The organism is Vibrio sp., assembly GCF_048266485.1.
Taxonomy (GTDB): domain Bacteria; phylum Pseudomonadota; class Gammaproteobacteria; order Enterobacterales; family Vibrionaceae; genus Vibrio.
The window spans coordinates 23508-37916 of record NZ_JBLWZK010000014.1 but is presented as its reverse complement, the minus strand read 5'-3'; the positions used below and the strand labels follow the sequence as shown (position 1 = coordinate 37916).

Here is a 14409-nt window from a genome sequence, read left to right as displayed (position 1 = left end):
TTCTCTCAACAATTTAACTGGCTTATTTACCGTCGTAACTTGCGGTAAATAATTTCTGACCTTGTAACTGGTAATCATTAATCAGTTGTTGACCATGTTTAGAGATTAACCAGTTACTGAAATCACGCGCACCTTTAGTGTTTAATCCGTTATAGCGATCAGGATTCACCAAGATAACTTGATATGGGTTGAATAGCGCTTTATCACCTTCTACCATGATTTCTAGATCAAGTTTACTTTCATAAGCAATCCAAGTTCCACGGTCAGTTAGCGTATAACCTTGAAGCTCAGATGCCATGTTCAATGTTGGGCCCATACCTTGACCGACGGAACGGTAAGCAGAGAAGCTAGGTTGAATGTTATCTTGTTTCCAGATTGCTTTTTCTTTTTTATCGGTACCTGAATCATCACCACGAGAAACAAAAGTAATGTTTTTCTCAGCTAGCGTTTTTAATGCTTTAGCGGCTGATTTTTCATCTTTGATGCCCGCAGGATCGTTTTTAGGACCAACAATCATAAAGTCGTTATACATTAAGTGATGAGGTTCGACACCAAAACCTTTATTGATGAATTCTGCTTCTGCGCCCGGCGCGTGAGTCATTACCAAATCAACGTCACCATTTTCGCCCATTTTTAAAGCTTTACCTGTACCCACTGCAATCACATCAATGGTGTAACCAGTTTCACTTTTAAATTTAGGCAGTAGGTAGTCTAAAAGACCTGAATGGTAGGTACTGGTTGTCGTTGCCAGACGAATCGTTTTGGCATCTTGTGCATTAGCGGTTGGAACGAGAGTAGCTAAGCAAAGCAGGGCAGTTGCCCAAAAGCGCATTTTCATAGAAATTCCATCTTATTGTTAATGGTTAGACCAATTTTATTAATGACGGCCCAATAAAAGGCCATTTGTTTGTATCAAAAGAAAACCAAGCGGTTTAATTATTCCGATTGGTTTCCTTTGACATCAAATTCAATTTTGTCTGCTCCAGAAAACACTTGAAAGCGTAACCCTTTAGCGCGAGCAATTGTGGTAATACCAAATTGTTTAGCAAGGTCGAGCCCCATTTGAGTCACACCAGAGCGAGACAACAATGTAGGAATGCCCATTTGCGCGACTTTAATCACCATTTCAGAGGTTAAGCGACCTGTGGTGTAGAAGGTCTTATCGTCACCTGCTTCTTGTTTTAGCCACATTTCGCCGGCCAAAGTATCCACCGCATTATGGCGACCAACATCTTCCACAAAGGATAAGATTTCGCTGCCACGACATACCGCACAACCATGAACGGCTCCGGCTTTTTTGTAGGTTTCATTAAAATGAGTTAACGCTTCAAATGTGGTGTAAATATCAGATTGTTTAAGGACAACTTGTGGGACTTGATAGTTTTCTAGTTGCGCCATTACGTTGCCATACATGGTGCCTTGACCGCAGCCAGACGTAACGGTCTTTTTCTCTAATGCTTTATCTAAATGGTCGGTATTTTCATTGGTGACAATCGCAGCACTTTGCGTTTCCCAATCGATAATAACGGATTCAATTGCTTTTGGATCATGCAGGAAACCTTGGTTTTTTAAATACCCGAGTACCAAGGATTCAGGACGAGAACCTAATGTCATCAAGGTGACGATTTCTTTCCAATTTAATAACACAGTAAGAGGACGCTCACAGGCGATTTCTTTAGTGAGTCTTTCGCCATACTCATCGAATACTTCTACGGTTTCCGTTTGAACAGGTGTAGAACCGCTTTTGATGATACTTGGGTATTCAGACACATGAGCTCCTTGAGAGTTTGAGGCTCTTCTTACTGGAATGGGGGAATTCTGGCAGCAAAAAATACGCTTAAAATCAATAATAAACCAATTAATTCGCTTAGCGACTACCCATAAATGGGTGAATTACCCTATTATTAGTAAGTTTAATGATTTATGTCAAACATTGTTACGTTATCGTAGAACAAAATCCGTGCACGTAGAAAAAGGGTTTCAATTTTGATGAAAAAAACAACTCACAGCTGGCCAGTTCTCTGTCTATTAGAAAAGCAAATCAAACATGTTGGTCGCTGGGAAACGGAATCTTGGCAATGGCAAGGCATCGATCTAACGCCTGATACTACTGAGCCTCATCCGTACTTACAACTACTCGAATTGTATAAAGATGAGCGTACTGATTACCGTTTTAACCTTAGCTCAAAGCAGCCGAAACTGTTTCTTGCATTAGCATTTTTAGACACCAATTCTGCACCTAAAATTTCACACTTAACCGCCTCACAGGCGGCAATTGCTTGTTACATGGATACCGATTACTTAGTGTTATCCATTGATATGCCATTACCGATTCAAGCTTGGATGGAAGCCTTTATCGGTAGACACGGTGAGTTATTAGAAGTTCGTAAGAAAAAGCGTCAAGGCGCGGGGCGTTCAAATGGCAACTAATCGATTTCAGCGTTGGTTAACCAAAAAGAATGAAAGCTTAGAAGAAACCTTGGAAGAAAGACAGCAGCTAGACGCGCCACTCACAGCGCAGTCAGATGATGCACTAAATTCGACCGATGCAAATTCGAACGCCACTAATCAGCAGCCAAAAGAGCTGGCTTCTAAAAATGCTGAAAGTGAAGAACAAGCTACTCAAGAGTTACCACTGACGACTATCGGTCATGCCTTTGCTGATGGTTTTTCAAAACAAGAAAAACAGCAGAAACTTCGCGCGCTATTTCATTCTGATGAGTTTTCCGGCATCGATCCGCTTGATAGCTACAACATGGATTACACCAAAGTAAAAAGCCTACCTAAAGATGTCGCAGATACTTTGCGCAGTTGGCACAAGCGTGTCGAAGAAGTGTTCGAAGAAGATGAAGAATTAGAAGTCACTCACGTTGAAGCTGAAAAACTAGAATTAAAACAAGATGATCAAGATTCTTTTGAAACAGAAGAAAGCGTGCGAGCTAAAGTGGCGATAGATGAGGGTAATCAAAAGTCAGGATGATAAGACTTATAATACCCACACTGGAATAAGTCTTTATTTAGTTAAGATTTGTGCTCCCATATTAATATCGATTCTCATTCCAGTCATTAAAAAGGGCTCTAATTCAAAAATTTAGCGTTTTCATCACATTATAACTTAACCATATCTTTAAAAAGGTTATTATCAGTGACACTAGTGCTCGTTGATTAAATCGATTTGAAATACTACAAAAAATTAGAACTTCAAAATAAGAAGAAGAGCAATGTTAACATCATTTTTAGGGCAACAATCGAGCGCTAACGGTAAAGCTCGTTCATTCGCGTTGTTAAATACAATCGAGCTAAAAAACTTGATCCCACCCACCGTGAGCTACGAGTCTCGTGGCAATCTACTGATTGTTGGAAAACTGCAAGAAGTGGAAGCGGCATTTGGTCATTTTGATGCGATGAACTCGGTGACGGCTTTAATGGTTGGTGCTGAAACTCAAACCTCAACAGTCATTCCTTCTACTCAGTGTTTCTATTCTCAACAAGTGACGATTTCTGGTTTTCTTGGTCACTTTGACGTTCGTATTACTCGCTCTGGTTCGTCGCATAATTTAGCGCGGGTTGTGACTGGTGAAGATCATTTCGATGTGGTTTTAGATCTCACCTCTGATGGCATCATGACGGAAGAAGTGCCGGTTCCGGGTTACTACCCAAGCGGTCGTGGTTACCCAACACTTGATGAATCGCTAGAAACCATTCCAGATCTTATCGGCACCTTTGATAAGCCGAAATTTTTTCGTTTGAACACTGAATTATGCGCTCATAGTTCACGAGGTGTGAAAGGGTGTACTCGTTGTATTGATGCTTGTCCAGCTGGAGCATTAACCAGCCAAGGTAGCGAACAAACTGGCCATAAAATCGAAATTAATCCTTATTTGTGTCAAGGCGTTGGTACTTGTGCGACATCTTGCCCCACTGAAGCCATCAGTTACGCACTGCCGGAGCCGACAGAAACTCAAACCTTTATTGAGCGCGTGCTAGCCAAGTACTTTGCAGAGGGTGGGGAAACGCCAATCGTGATGTTTTGCAGTGAACGTCATGAGAAATACAACCTAATGATGCTAGGTATGCTACCTGACAACGTCATTCCGATTACTTTAGATGAGTTGCCAAGTGTCGGAATTGATACTTGGTTTAGTGCGCTGGTTCATGGTGCCTGTCAGGTGATGTTTGCGGCGAGTAGACACATGCCCGCGACCATTATTCGTGTATTAGAAACCGAGGTTGAAATTGCGCAAACCTTATTGGTTCAACTAGGGCTAGAAAAGCAACGTATCGATATTCTTTACATGGAGGATTTACGCCACAGCGCCTCGACATTAATTCAGCAACCGCTGGCAATTACCACAAGCAATATTCAATCAGGTATGAAGCGTGATCGTTTGTTCAATGCTTTAGATTTACTCGCCGAACACTACACTCCAGATACCAACCTTGTGACCAATAATATTGCGCCAGTACCGAATGGTGCACCTTTTGGTAGCGTGAGTTGTGATTCTGATAACTGCACTTTATGTATGAGCTGTGTGTCGGTTTGTCCAACGCGAGCCTTACATGCCAAAGGTGATAGTCCGGCGTTGTTATTTACTGAGCAAGACTGTGTTCAATGTGGATTATGTGAAAGTGCCTGCCCAGAAAAAGTCATTAACCTAGAGCCTAGATTTAACTGGAATAAGCAGCAGCGCACACAAGATATGACACTGCATCAAGAGCCAGCGGCGCATTGTTTAAGCTGTGGTAAACCATTTGCTCCCGCTTCAATGATCGAAATGCTGCAAGATAAGTTACGCGGTCACTCTCATTTTGCTAGTGAAGAGAAATTGCGCCGTATTGCGATGTGTGAAGATTGTCGCGTGCGTGATTTGTTTTCAGATCTTACCGCTAACCCTGCAAAACAATTGGATATTTAACTATGTCACAGTCGAATGAAAATATTGCTCAGCAAGACCTTATTGATGAACAAGAACAGGTGACGGCGGAAATTTATGGCTTACTGGCGTGCTTATTCCGTGAAGCACCATCATCAGAAGTTCTGCAATGGTTAAGTGAACTAGAAGTTGAACCGTGTGAACAACACGCAATGACTAACGCTTGGTTTAAGTTAAAAGAAACCGCCATGGTAACGACAACACAACAGGTTGCTGAGGAGTACCAAGACTTATTTATTGGTATTGGCTGCGGTGAAGTAGTGCCATTTAGTTCATGGCACATTGCGGGCACCTTAATGGAAAAACCATTGGTTGCGATTCGCCAAGATCTCAAACGTTTTGGCTTTGAAAGACAAGAAGATATTCGCGAGCCAGAAGACAGTATTTCGGCGCTGTTAGAAGTGATGTCTATGATGCAGTTTGAGGAATTCGATTCTCAGCAACAGTTTTTTAATGCTCATATTCGCCCGTGGTTTATTTCATTTTGTAATGAAATTGAGAAGGCTAAATCGGCTCAGTTTTACTTACCGGTTTCACGGGTACTACGCCACTTTGGCTTAATTGAACAGGTACGATATAGCGAAAAATCATCGTCAAGCGAAATAACTCATCTGCAATAAGAATAAAGTTCCCTCAAGAAGAAAGGCTTGGGGGGAGTTTTCAGGTTCAACCATGGACCTTAATTGCTATTGCAAGCAATTTAAATCTGCGCCATAAGCGATTCGGTGAATCAATTCATCAAATTGCTTATTTAACAATGGTTTCCGATAACCGGATACACGGTTATACCAATCAAATGAGTTAGATGAGCAGAAATTGCGTAGAAAAAATCTTGAGAACAAGGCATCAATTTTCGATAAGTAGTTTCCCTACAATCAAAATTTATAACGCAGTTATCGAGAGTTTTAGCAAGCAAGAATGATCAGCGAATTCATGCGGTTGGTATTGTAAGGAGCAATGTATGAAAACGACAACATCTCTAGATAAAGAGAGCGTCAACAAAAGTCGACGAGATTTACTCAAGGGAATCACGACTGCCGCGGTTGTAGGTGGTGTAGTGGTAGCCGGTATTTCAACGCAAGTATCTGCTGCAGAAAAGCCTCAAAATAATGAGCAGCCAAAATTAAAAAAGGGCTATCACGAAACGCAACACATTCGTGATTATTTCGATTCTCTATAGGAGTAGCGATAATGAAACTGACAAAGCGCTCTGATAGCGTCTCGAAAAGCGAGAGCCAACTAGGTTTAAGTCGTCGTAATTTCATGAAAAATACCGGTATCGTTGCCGGTGGTGCAGTTGTGGGCGCATCTATGTTTGCCCCTAGCATTATGAAAAAAGCCAAAGCTCAAGAAGTGGACCGATCCGCACCAACTGAAGTGAAAAGAACCATTTGTTCTCACTGTTCGGTAGGTTGTGGCATTTATGCAGAAGTGCAAAATGGCGTGTGGACAGGTCAAGAGCCTGCTTTTGATCACCCATTTAATGCCGGTGGCCATTGTGCCAAAGGTGCAGCCTTACGTGAACACGGTCATGGCGAACGTCGCTTAAAATATCCAATGAAGTTAGAGGGCGGCAAATGGAAACGGATTTCATGGGATACCGCGATTGAAGAAATCGGTAACCAAGCATTAAAAATTCGTCAAGAATCTGGCCCTGATTCGGTGTATTTTTTAGGTTCCGCTAAGCATAGCAACGAACAAGCTTATACCTTCCGTAAAATGGCCTCGATGTGGGGCACCAATAACGTTGATCACCAAGCGCGTATTTGTCACTCGACCACAGTAGCCGGTGTTGCTAACACTTGGGGCTACGGCGCAATGACCAACTCATTTAACGACATGCATAACTGTAAGTCGATTCTATTTATTGGTTCAAACCCTGCGGAAGCTCACCCAGTTGCGATGCAGCACATTCTTATTGCCAAAGAACGTGGTTGTAAGATCGTAGTTGCGGATCCTCGTAAAACCCGCACCGTAGCAAAAGCCGATCAACATGTTCCTTTGCGACCAGGTACTGACGTTGCCTTTATTTGGGGTATGTTGTGGCATGTCTTTAATAATGCTTGGGAAGACAAAAAATTTATCCACCAACGCGTATTCGGTATGGATGAAATTCGTGAAGAAGTCGCGAAGTGGAGCCCGTCTGAAGTTGAGCGTGTAACGGGCATTCCTGAAGCGGAAGTTTACCAAGCGGCGAAGACCTTATCTCATCATAAACCAGGTTGTGTGGTTTGGTGTATGGGCGGTACTCAACATACGACGGGTAATAACAATACTCGTGCTTACTGTGTGTTTGAACTGGCGCTTGGCAACATGGGTAAGTCTGGCGGCGGTGCAAATATCTTCCGTGGTCACGATAACGTACAAGGTGCAACCGACTTTGGCGTATTATCTCACGATTTACCGGGCTACTACGGTTTATCTGAAGGCGCATGGCAGCATTGGTCAAAAGTATGGGGCATTGATTATAACTGGCTACAAGGCCGTTTTGATCAACGCAAATACAACGGCAAGCTACCAATGAATAATATGGGTATTCCTGTTTCTCGTTGGGTAGATGGTGTTCTAGAAGATAAGTCTCGCATTGAGCAAAACGATAATATTCGTGCCATGTTCTACTGGGGCCATGCGGTGAACTCGCAAACCCGTGGACATGAAATGCCAAAAGCGATGCAAAAGCTGGATATGATGGTGATTGTCGATCCATATCCAACCGTTGCAGCGGTGATTAATGATCGTACTGACGGTGTTTATCTACTACCGGCAACGACTCAGTTTGAAACCTATGGTTCGGTGACGGCTTCAAACCGTTCGGTTCAATGGCGTGATCAAGTAATTGATCCTTTATTCGAATCAAAGCCTGATCATGAAATCATGTATCTACTCTCTAAAAAGCTTGGTATTGCCGATGAGTTATTTAGAAATGTAGAAATCAAGAATAATCAGCCAGTTATTGAAGACATCACCCGTGAATTTAACCGCGGCATGTGGACAATTGGTTACACAGGCCAAAGCCCAGAGCGATTGAAGTTCCATCAACAAAACTGGCACTTGTTCAGTCACGAAAATCTTGAAGCGGAATCCGGTGAAGTCAAAGGCGAAACCTATGGTCTACCTTGGCCATGCTGGGGAACGCCTGAGCTGAAACATCCGGGGACTCACATTCTTTATGATACATCGAAAAGCGTTGCGAACGGTGGTGGTAACTTCCGTACGCGTTTTGGTGTCGAATTTGAAGGCAAGAGCCTGTTGGCGGATGGTAGTTTCTCAAAAGATTGTGAAATTGAAGATGGTTTCCCTGAATTTACAGACAAGCTACTCAAGCAACTTGGTTGGTGGGATGAGTTAACCGCTGAAGAAAAAGCCGCGGCTGAAGGTAAAAACTGGAAGACGGATTTATCAGGCGGCATTCAACGTGTTGCAATTAAGCATGGTTGTATTCCATTTGGTAACGGTAAAGCGCGTACTATCGTATGGCAGTTCCCCGATCGCGTGCCATTGCACCGTGAACCACTGTATACACCACGTCGTGATCTGATTGCCGACTATCCAACGTGGGAAGATAACGATGCAATTTATCGTCTACCGACTTTGTATAAATCAATACAAGATCAAGACCATTCGAAAGAATATCCAATTATTCTGACCTCTGGCCGTTTGGTTGAGTACGAAGGTGGTGGTGAAGAAACCCGTTCTAACCCTTGGTTGGCTGAGCTTCAACAAGAAATGTTTGTGGAAATTAACCCACAAGAAGCACAGGCCAATGGCATTCAAGATGGTGATGATGTGTGGGTAGAAGGTGCAGAACAAGGTCGCATTAAGGTGAAAGCCATGGTGACGAATCGTGTTCTACCTGGACTGGCGTTTATCCCATTCCACTTTGGCGGCAAGTTCCAGGGCAAGGATTTAACCGAGAAGTATCCAGAAGGTACTGATCCTTACGTTATTGGCGAGTCAGCAAACACGGCAACGACTTATGGTTATGACCCTGTGACTCAAATGCAAGAAACCAAAGTGACGCTTTGTAAAATCAGCAAAGCCACCAGCACTTCAAACGCGTAAGGGGTAGGTTATGTCTACGAAAGATAAAAAATCAAAAATGAAGTTTTTATGTGACTCGGAACGCTGCATTGAATGTAATGGTTGTGTCACTGCCTGTAAAAACGAAAACGATGATGCTCTTGAATGGGGTATTCAACGTCGCCGTGTTGTAACCATTAATGATGGTGAAGTCGGCGAGGCGTCGATCTCGGTGGCTTGTATGCACTGTGACGATGCGCCTTGTATGGCGGTGTGTCCTGCTGACTGCTTCCACCGTACAGAAGACAATATTGTTCTACACAATAAAGACTTATGTATTGGTTGTGGTTACTGCTTATTTGCCTGTCCATTTGGCGCACCACAATTTATTCAACATGGTGCCTTTGCGGAACGTGGCAAAATGGATAAATGTACTTTCTGTGCCGGTGGTCCTGAAACAGAAGCGGGCTCACAAGAAGAACGTGAAAAGTATGGCGCTAACCGTATCGCGGAAGGCAAGCTGCCAATGTGTGCGTCTCTTTGCTCGACTAAGGCATTAATGGCTGGTCCTGCAGATAAAATCGCTCAAATTATGGCAAAACGAGTACATGATCGTGGAGGTATAGACGATCGCAGCAAAGTTACCGGGGTTATTTATGATGACTCTCTTACACATGATGCATCACAATCAAGTAGTCACAAATAAGGAGCTAGGCATGTTTATGAAATCATTCAAGACGTTTGCTGTCTCTTTGGTGGCAGTGATGATGTTGTGCCTGAGTTTGAGCACTTTGGCTAACGACAACGACAATAAACAAACCGGTGTTGCACCTGCTACGACGGCTGAAAAAGAAATGACTCGCCTAGCGGGTGATGAGTTTTTTCAGAAAGTGAAAGATGGGCAGGAAGGCTATACCACTTCTCAATCGATGGAGCATGGCATTTTAGTCAGCACCGCAAATGAGGCATGGTATAAATTAAAAGAAAAGTGGATGTCACCATTAGGTGCGATTGCAGTACTAGGTAGTTTGACGATAGTAACACTGGCGTACTTTATCGTCGGCCCACTAAAACTAAGTAAACCAAGAACAGGACGTACCATTAAACGTTGGTCACGCTTTGATCGTGCGCTGCACTGGTCAATGGCATTTACTTTCCTTAGCCTCGCGTTTTCAGGAATGACATTGGTATGGGGAAAACACATCCTCAAGCCTTTTATTTCAACTGCAGCATGGGGAGATATCATCTACTTTGCCAAGCAATACCATAACTACATCGGTCCTATTTTCTTTATTTTACTGATTACGGTACTAATTAAGTGGTGGCGTAAAAGTACCTTTAAGAAAATCGATCTTGATTGGTGTTTGAAGTTAGGTGGTATGGTTGGTAAACATAAGGGATCTCATCCATCGGCTGAATTTTCCAATGCGGGAGAAAAACTGATCTTCTGGATGCTAATCTTCATGGGGGTTGTGGCAGCAATCACCGGATTTATCTTAGATTTCCCGATGTTTGGTCAAGGACGTAGAGATATGGAACTATCTAACTTAGCGCACATGATCTCAGCCTTGATCCTGATCTGTGGCTTTATCTTCCATATTTATATCGGTTTATTCGGTATGGAAGGCGCTCTAGAAGGCATGGTGAAAGGTAAAGTAGATGAGACGTGGGCTAAAGAGCATCATGATTTGTGGTATGAAGAAATGAAAGCTCAAGGCAAAGTGGAAGACCCCAAAGTCTAACCATTTCCAGTCTTAGTAATCAAAGCAGCTAGTTTTTAGCTGCTTTGTTATTATCGAATATTGAAAATTTTATTTAATGATTTATTACAAAGCTTCTAGTAACTCTGGTGTAATTTCTTCAAGTGAGCTGAGTTTATAATCAGCAATCACAAATTCTGGTTGATTTGCATGGTGATCGTCTGGAATCACAATTGTTTTCATTTGTGCGGCTTTAGCTGCTAATAAACCGGTAAAAGAATCTTCTAACGCAACACATTCTAATGGCGACACGCCTAATTCGTTAGCGGAATTCAAATATACTTCAGGGTGAGGCTTACCATAAGGTAGGCGTTCTGCAGATAATACCACTTCAAACACATCATCTAGCTCTAACGCATGTAATGTCGCTTGAATCAGAACCATAGGTGAAGATGAAGCAAGTGCAATTTTTAAGTCTAGTTGTTGACATGTTTCAAGCGCATGAAATAACCCTGGCATCAATGGTTTGTGTTCTTCCACTAACGCAATTACGCGATTTAAAATCATAGTGCAGACATCATCACAGCTGTGAGTTTCCCATGGCTGTTGACGAAAATATTGCTCAACAATTTGGTCAATACGAATACCAGTAGTATCAATGGTATCTTGTAAGCTGATCTTTACCCCAAGGGTTGGAAACACTTCCAATTGGGCTTGTCGCCAAAAAGGTTCCGAGTCGATCATAAGACCATCCATATCAAACACAGCTGCTTTAATCATTGCAAATTCTCATCTATTAAATGTAGTGCATGAGTTTATCATTATTATTTGTAACTTATATGATGCTCACTTATTTTTTTGTTTCCTGCCAATCGCATTTTTTCGTTTTAAAAAGCCTTGAATCCAGCACTCTGTTTACACTGAATTGAGGAGGACTTATGGCTAATAATCAATATTTCACACCACTATCTTTTATGCTGACAATCTCGTGCTTACCAACGGCATTTGTAACCAATGCGGAGGTTAATACGAAAGAGAATGACAAGGTGCAACTAATGCTCGCTAATGAGTATGACGATGATATTAATCTTCAAGATTACTACATGAGTGAAAAGTTGGACGGCATACGAGCATTTTGGGATGGTGAGCAATTCTATACACGAAATGGACACCCCATTCATGCACCGAAATGGTTTACTAAAAATTTCCCAAACACCAAATTAGATGGTGAATTATGGGCGGGTAGAGGGGAATTTTCTAAAGTTCAACGAACTGTTCTTGATGATATTCCTAATGATGAAGGTTGGACGCATATTCGCTATGTAGCATTTGATATGATTGACGAGGAAGCTCCATTTACCTCTAGAAGCGAATGGCTAACTCATGCCGTTTATAAGGCTAAGTCACCATATTTAGAACGAATAGAGTATGAAGCTATTCTATCCCGTGACGCGTTATTTGAGAAACTAGAACAAATTGAAAGGCAAAATGGTGAAGGCTTAATGCTAAGGAAATTCAGCAGTCTTTATCAACATGGTCGTAGTGAAGATCTTTTAAAGCTTAAATCCTACCAAGATGATGAAGCGGTTGTGATTGGTTATAAACCTGGAAAAGGACGAAATGCATTAAAAACGGGCTCCTTGTACGTTGAATGGAAAGATGGGAAGCGTTTCTATATTGGTAGCGGACTGACTGATGAATTAAGAGAAAACCCACCGGCTTTAGGATCTAAAATTACTTTTCGATTTAATGGTTACACACAAAACGGATTACCACGCTTTGCACGCTTTGTTTATGTGAGAAATGAAGGCGCGTAATAGGGCATATATACCCAAGTGACTTGAGGATAAAGGCTCGACAGTAATCGAGCCTTTATTAAATCTAACGACCAGCAAACTCTAACTGCACATCATCTTCTTGTTTATGTAACCATAATAAGCGAAGTGATAATAAAATGGCCGCGGTAGTTAACCCAATAATGATACCAACCCAAAAGCCAGTTACCCCCATTGGTTCTGAGGTTATCCAATCGGTCATTCCTAAAATATAACCAACCGGCATGCCGATTCCCCAATAAGAAATGAGAGTGCGGCTAAAGATGGAACTGGTATCTTTATAACCACGTAGTGCACCGGCGGCAACAACTTGAATAGCATCACTACATTGATAAATCGCTGCCATGATCAAAAGGTGTAATGCGATAATGGTTACTTCTTGATTTTCTGTATATAAATCAATTATTTGATGGCGAAATACTACCGTTAATAAAGCGGTTATAAGCGCTGTCAAAAATCCAAATAACAACCCGACATGCGTTGAGATTTTAGCGCCTTCGACACTTTTTTCACCGAGTTGGTGACCAACACGAATACTAACAGCAGCACTAATACTCATCGGTAACATAAATATTAACGTTGAAAAGTTAATCGCAACTTGGTGTGCAGCAACCACAATAGGACCGAGTGGAGCAATAAGTAAAGCAATCACTGCAAATAGGGTGACTTCAAAAAATAGTGAAGCCGCGATAGGGAACCCTAAGCGGAATAAGCGTTTTAAAGAGTGCAGATTCGGCTTATGAAATTCGCTGAAAATATGAATGTTCTTAAAGCGTTGTGCCACCAGTACATAAGTAAGCATCAACAAAAACATAATCCAGTAAACAATGGCGGTAGCCACGCCACAACCTACTGCACCGAGTGCTGGCATACCAAACTTTCCATAAACAAAAATCCAGTTTAATGGGATATTTATAGCAAGACCTAAGAAGCCGAGAATCATCGCTGGTTTAGTTAGCGATAAACCATCAGACAGGCTACGCAATGTTTGGAAGAGTAAAAAAGCAGGAACCGCAAAAATCATGGCAAACATATAACCATTGGTTTTCTGTGCCATCACAGGTTCAATATGCATGATGTCAAGAATATGCTTGGTTTGCGATAAGACGAAAATAATAGGAATCGCGACCAAAAACGACAAATAGAAACCTTGTTGAATTTCATGGGCAATTCTTATTTGTCGGCCAGAGCCATTAAGTTGAGCGACAACTGGAACTAAGGCTAATAACAGGCCAATACCGAATAGTATAGAAGGGAGCCAGATGCTAGAAGCAACCGCAACTGCAGCCATATCAGTTGCACTTACGCCACCTGCCATTACAGTATCAATAAATCCCATACCAGTTTGGGCAACAGAAGCCAATAGCACGGGTGTTGCTAATTTAACAAGGATCGACCCTTCTTTACGATAACGGTGCATATATATTCCTAACTGCGTGAAAAGGCGGAAAAGAATTATATCTAGTTGTATACAATTAGCGATAAAAAATTAACAAAAAGGCAATAAAAAAATCCAGAATAATTTGGGACTAATTATCGGAATAGTGATATACCCAAATTACTTGGGTATACTTATAACCTATTGTAAATATTAGAAGATCGAATGGTCTTCAACCCCTACAGTGAGATGAACTTTGGCATTATCAACTTTAAGTTCTAGGTGAATAGCATGATTACATGAAGGACAGTCATCATAAAAATCTTGATCACCTCTCGATGAATCTACAGTTATACCGATTTGATGTCCGCAATGTGGGCAGGATACTCTTTTTTCTGTGTATTTTATCATTGCTTTCCTCACTACTACGTCTTTGTGCTAAGCTGAATGAACTACAAATAAATCAAGTGGTTAATTTGGTTTAATTCAATATTAGCGCTTTAAGTTAGTTCATGATTGAAAAAAAGCGAAAAGATTGAATT

Annotated in this window: 14 protein-coding genes; 9 read left to right on the top strand and 5 right to left on the bottom strand. The window is 41.8% G+C overall.

All coding sequences use genetic code 11. The features are described 5' to 3' along the window. Positions 1-22 precede the first annotated feature (22 nt). Positions 23-838: a substrate-binding domain-containing protein gene (locus tag ACN0T8_RS13810; RefSeq protein WP_417881211.1), complete on the bottom strand. Its 816-nt coding sequence runs from the start codon at positions 836-838 to the stop codon at positions 23-25. Positions 839-936: 98 nt separating this feature from the next. Beyond that, positions 937-1770 (bottom strand): formate dehydrogenase accessory sulfurtransferase FdhD, encoded by an 834-nt coding sequence (locus tag ACN0T8_RS13805; protein WP_417881210.1) that lies wholly within the window; start codon positions 1768-1770, stop codon positions 937-939. A gap of 219 nt (positions 1771-1989) precedes the next feature. On the opposite strand from ACN0T8_RS13805, the gene ACN0T8_RS13800 reads away from it, so the two are divergent. The 8 genes from ACN0T8_RS13800 to ACN0T8_RS13765 all read left to right on the top strand — a co-directional run bounded on the left by ACN0T8_RS13800 (position 1990) and on the right by ACN0T8_RS13765 (position 10696). After that, the gene (locus ACN0T8_RS13800) at positions 1990-2430 is read left to right on the top strand and encodes a DUF3305 domain-containing protein (RefSeq protein WP_417881209.1); all 441 of its coding nucleotides are present in this window, start codon (positions 1990-1992) and stop codon (positions 2428-2430) included. Beyond that, positions 2420-2980 carry a DUF3306 domain-containing protein gene (locus ACN0T8_RS13795; protein WP_417881208.1) on the top strand — a complete coding sequence of 187 codons (561 nt, stop codon included), beginning with the start codon at positions 2420-2422 and terminating at the stop codon, positions 2978-2980. Before ACN0T8_RS13800 ends, ACN0T8_RS13795 begins: the two co-directional genes overlap by 11 nt. 241 nt (positions 2981-3221) lie before the next feature. Continuing rightward, on the top strand, positions 3222-4916 hold the full coding sequence (locus tag ACN0T8_RS13790; protein WP_417881207.1) for a 4Fe-4S dicluster domain-containing protein: 1695 nt from the start codon (positions 3222-3224) through the stop codon (positions 4914-4916). A 2-nt stretch (positions 4917-4918) separates the two neighbouring features. Beyond that, positions 4919-5554 (top strand): TorD/DmsD family molecular chaperone, encoded by a 636-nt coding sequence (locus tag ACN0T8_RS13785; protein WP_417881206.1) that lies wholly within the window; start codon positions 4919-4921, stop codon positions 5552-5554. A gap of 341 nt (positions 5555-5895) precedes the next feature. Continuing rightward, positions 5896-6114, top strand: coding sequence for a twin-arginine translocation signal domain-containing protein (locus ACN0T8_RS13780; protein ID WP_417881205.1), 219 nt, complete (start codon positions 5896-5898; stop codon positions 6112-6114). An 11-nt stretch (positions 6115-6125) separates the two neighbouring features. After that, positions 6126-8996: a formate dehydrogenase subunit alpha gene (locus ACN0T8_RS13775; RefSeq protein ID WP_417881204.1), complete on the top strand. Its 2871-nt coding sequence runs from the start codon at positions 6126-6128 to the stop codon at positions 8994-8996. Positions 8997-9006: 10 nt separating this feature from the next. Then, a complete protein-coding gene (gene fdh3B / locus ACN0T8_RS13770) occupies positions 9007-9660 on the top strand; it encodes a formate dehydrogenase FDH3 subunit beta (RefSeq protein ID WP_417881203.1) in 654 nt (217 codons plus the stop codon). Positions 9661-9670: 10 nt separating this feature from the next. Then, positions 9671-10696 (top strand): formate dehydrogenase subunit gamma, encoded by a 1026-nt coding sequence (locus ACN0T8_RS13765; protein ID WP_417881202.1) that lies wholly within the window; start codon positions 9671-9673, stop codon positions 10694-10696. Between the two features lie 84 nt (positions 10697-10780). Here ACN0T8_RS13765 and hxpB read toward each other — a convergent pair whose 3' ends face one another. Continuing rightward, a complete protein-coding gene (gene hxpB / locus ACN0T8_RS13760) occupies positions 10781-11434 on the bottom strand; it encodes a hexitol phosphatase HxpB (protein ID WP_417881201.1) in 654 nt (217 codons plus the stop codon). A 158-nt stretch (positions 11435-11592) separates the two neighbouring features. Between hxpB and ACN0T8_RS13755 the strand changes: the two genes are divergently transcribed. Beyond that, positions 11593-12471, top strand: a complete 879-nt coding sequence (locus ACN0T8_RS13755; protein ID WP_417881199.1) for a DNA ligase — start codon at positions 11593-11595, stop codon at positions 12469-12471. Positions 12472-12535: 64 nt separating this feature from the next. Here the strand turns inward: ACN0T8_RS13755 and ACN0T8_RS13750 are convergent, their stop codons facing one another. Continuing rightward, entirely contained in the window at positions 12536-13909 is a 1374-nt protein-coding gene (locus ACN0T8_RS13750; RefSeq protein WP_417881198.1) for an MATE family efflux transporter, read from the bottom strand. Positions 13910-14080: 171 nt separating this feature from the next. Next, positions 14081-14278, bottom strand: a complete 198-nt coding sequence (locus tag ACN0T8_RS13745; protein WP_417881197.1) for a CPXCG motif-containing cysteine-rich protein — start codon at positions 14276-14278, stop codon at positions 14081-14083. Between the last annotated feature and the right edge of the window lie 131 nt (positions 14279-14409).

Excerpts from the sequence above, each read along its gene's own strand:
- ACN0T8_RS13810 (WP_417881211.1), bottom strand. The coding sequence starts at position 838 with ATGAAAATGCGCTTTTGGGCAACTGCCCTGCTTTGCTTAGCTACTCTC.
- ACN0T8_RS13800 (WP_417881209.1), top strand. The coding sequence starts at position 1,990 with ATGAAAAAAACAACTCACAGCTGGCCAGTTCTCTGTCTATTAGAAAAG.
- ACN0T8_RS13795 (WP_417881208.1), top strand. The coding sequence starts at position 2,420 with ATGGCAACTAATCGATTTCAGCGTTGGTTAACCAAAAAGAATGAAAGC.
- ACN0T8_RS13790 (WP_417881207.1), top strand. The coding sequence starts at position 3,222 with ATGTTAACATCATTTTTAGGGCAACAATCGAGCGCTAACGGTAAAGCT.
- ACN0T8_RS13785 (WP_417881206.1), top strand. The coding sequence starts at position 4,919 with ATGTCACAGTCGAATGAAAATATTGCTCAGCAAGACCTTATTGATGAA.
- ACN0T8_RS13780 (WP_417881205.1), top strand. The coding sequence starts at position 5,896 with ATGAAAACGACAACATCTCTAGATAAAGAGAGCGTCAACAAAAGTCGA.
- ACN0T8_RS13775 (WP_417881204.1), top strand. The coding sequence starts at position 6,126 with ATGAAACTGACAAAGCGCTCTGATAGCGTCTCGAAAAGCGAGAGCCAA.
- fdh3B (WP_417881203.1), top strand. The coding sequence starts at position 9,007 with ATGTCTACGAAAGATAAAAAATCAAAAATGAAGTTTTTATGTGACTCG.
- ACN0T8_RS13765 (WP_417881202.1), top strand. The coding sequence starts at position 9,671 with ATGTTTATGAAATCATTCAAGACGTTTGCTGTCTCTTTGGTGGCAGTG.
- hxpB (WP_417881201.1), bottom strand. The coding sequence starts at position 11,434 with ATGATTAAAGCAGCTGTGTTTGATATGGATGGTCTTATGATCGACTCG.
- ACN0T8_RS13755 (WP_417881199.1), top strand. The coding sequence starts at position 11,593 with ATGGCTAATAATCAATATTTCACACCACTATCTTTTATGCTGACAATC.
- ACN0T8_RS13750 (WP_417881198.1), bottom strand. The coding sequence starts at position 13,909 with ATGCACCGTTATCGTAAAGAAGGGTCGATCCTTGTTAAATTAGCAACA.
- ACN0T8_RS13745 (WP_417881197.1), bottom strand. The coding sequence starts at position 14,278 with ATGATAAAATACACAGAAAAAAGAGTATCCTGCCCACATTGCGGACAT.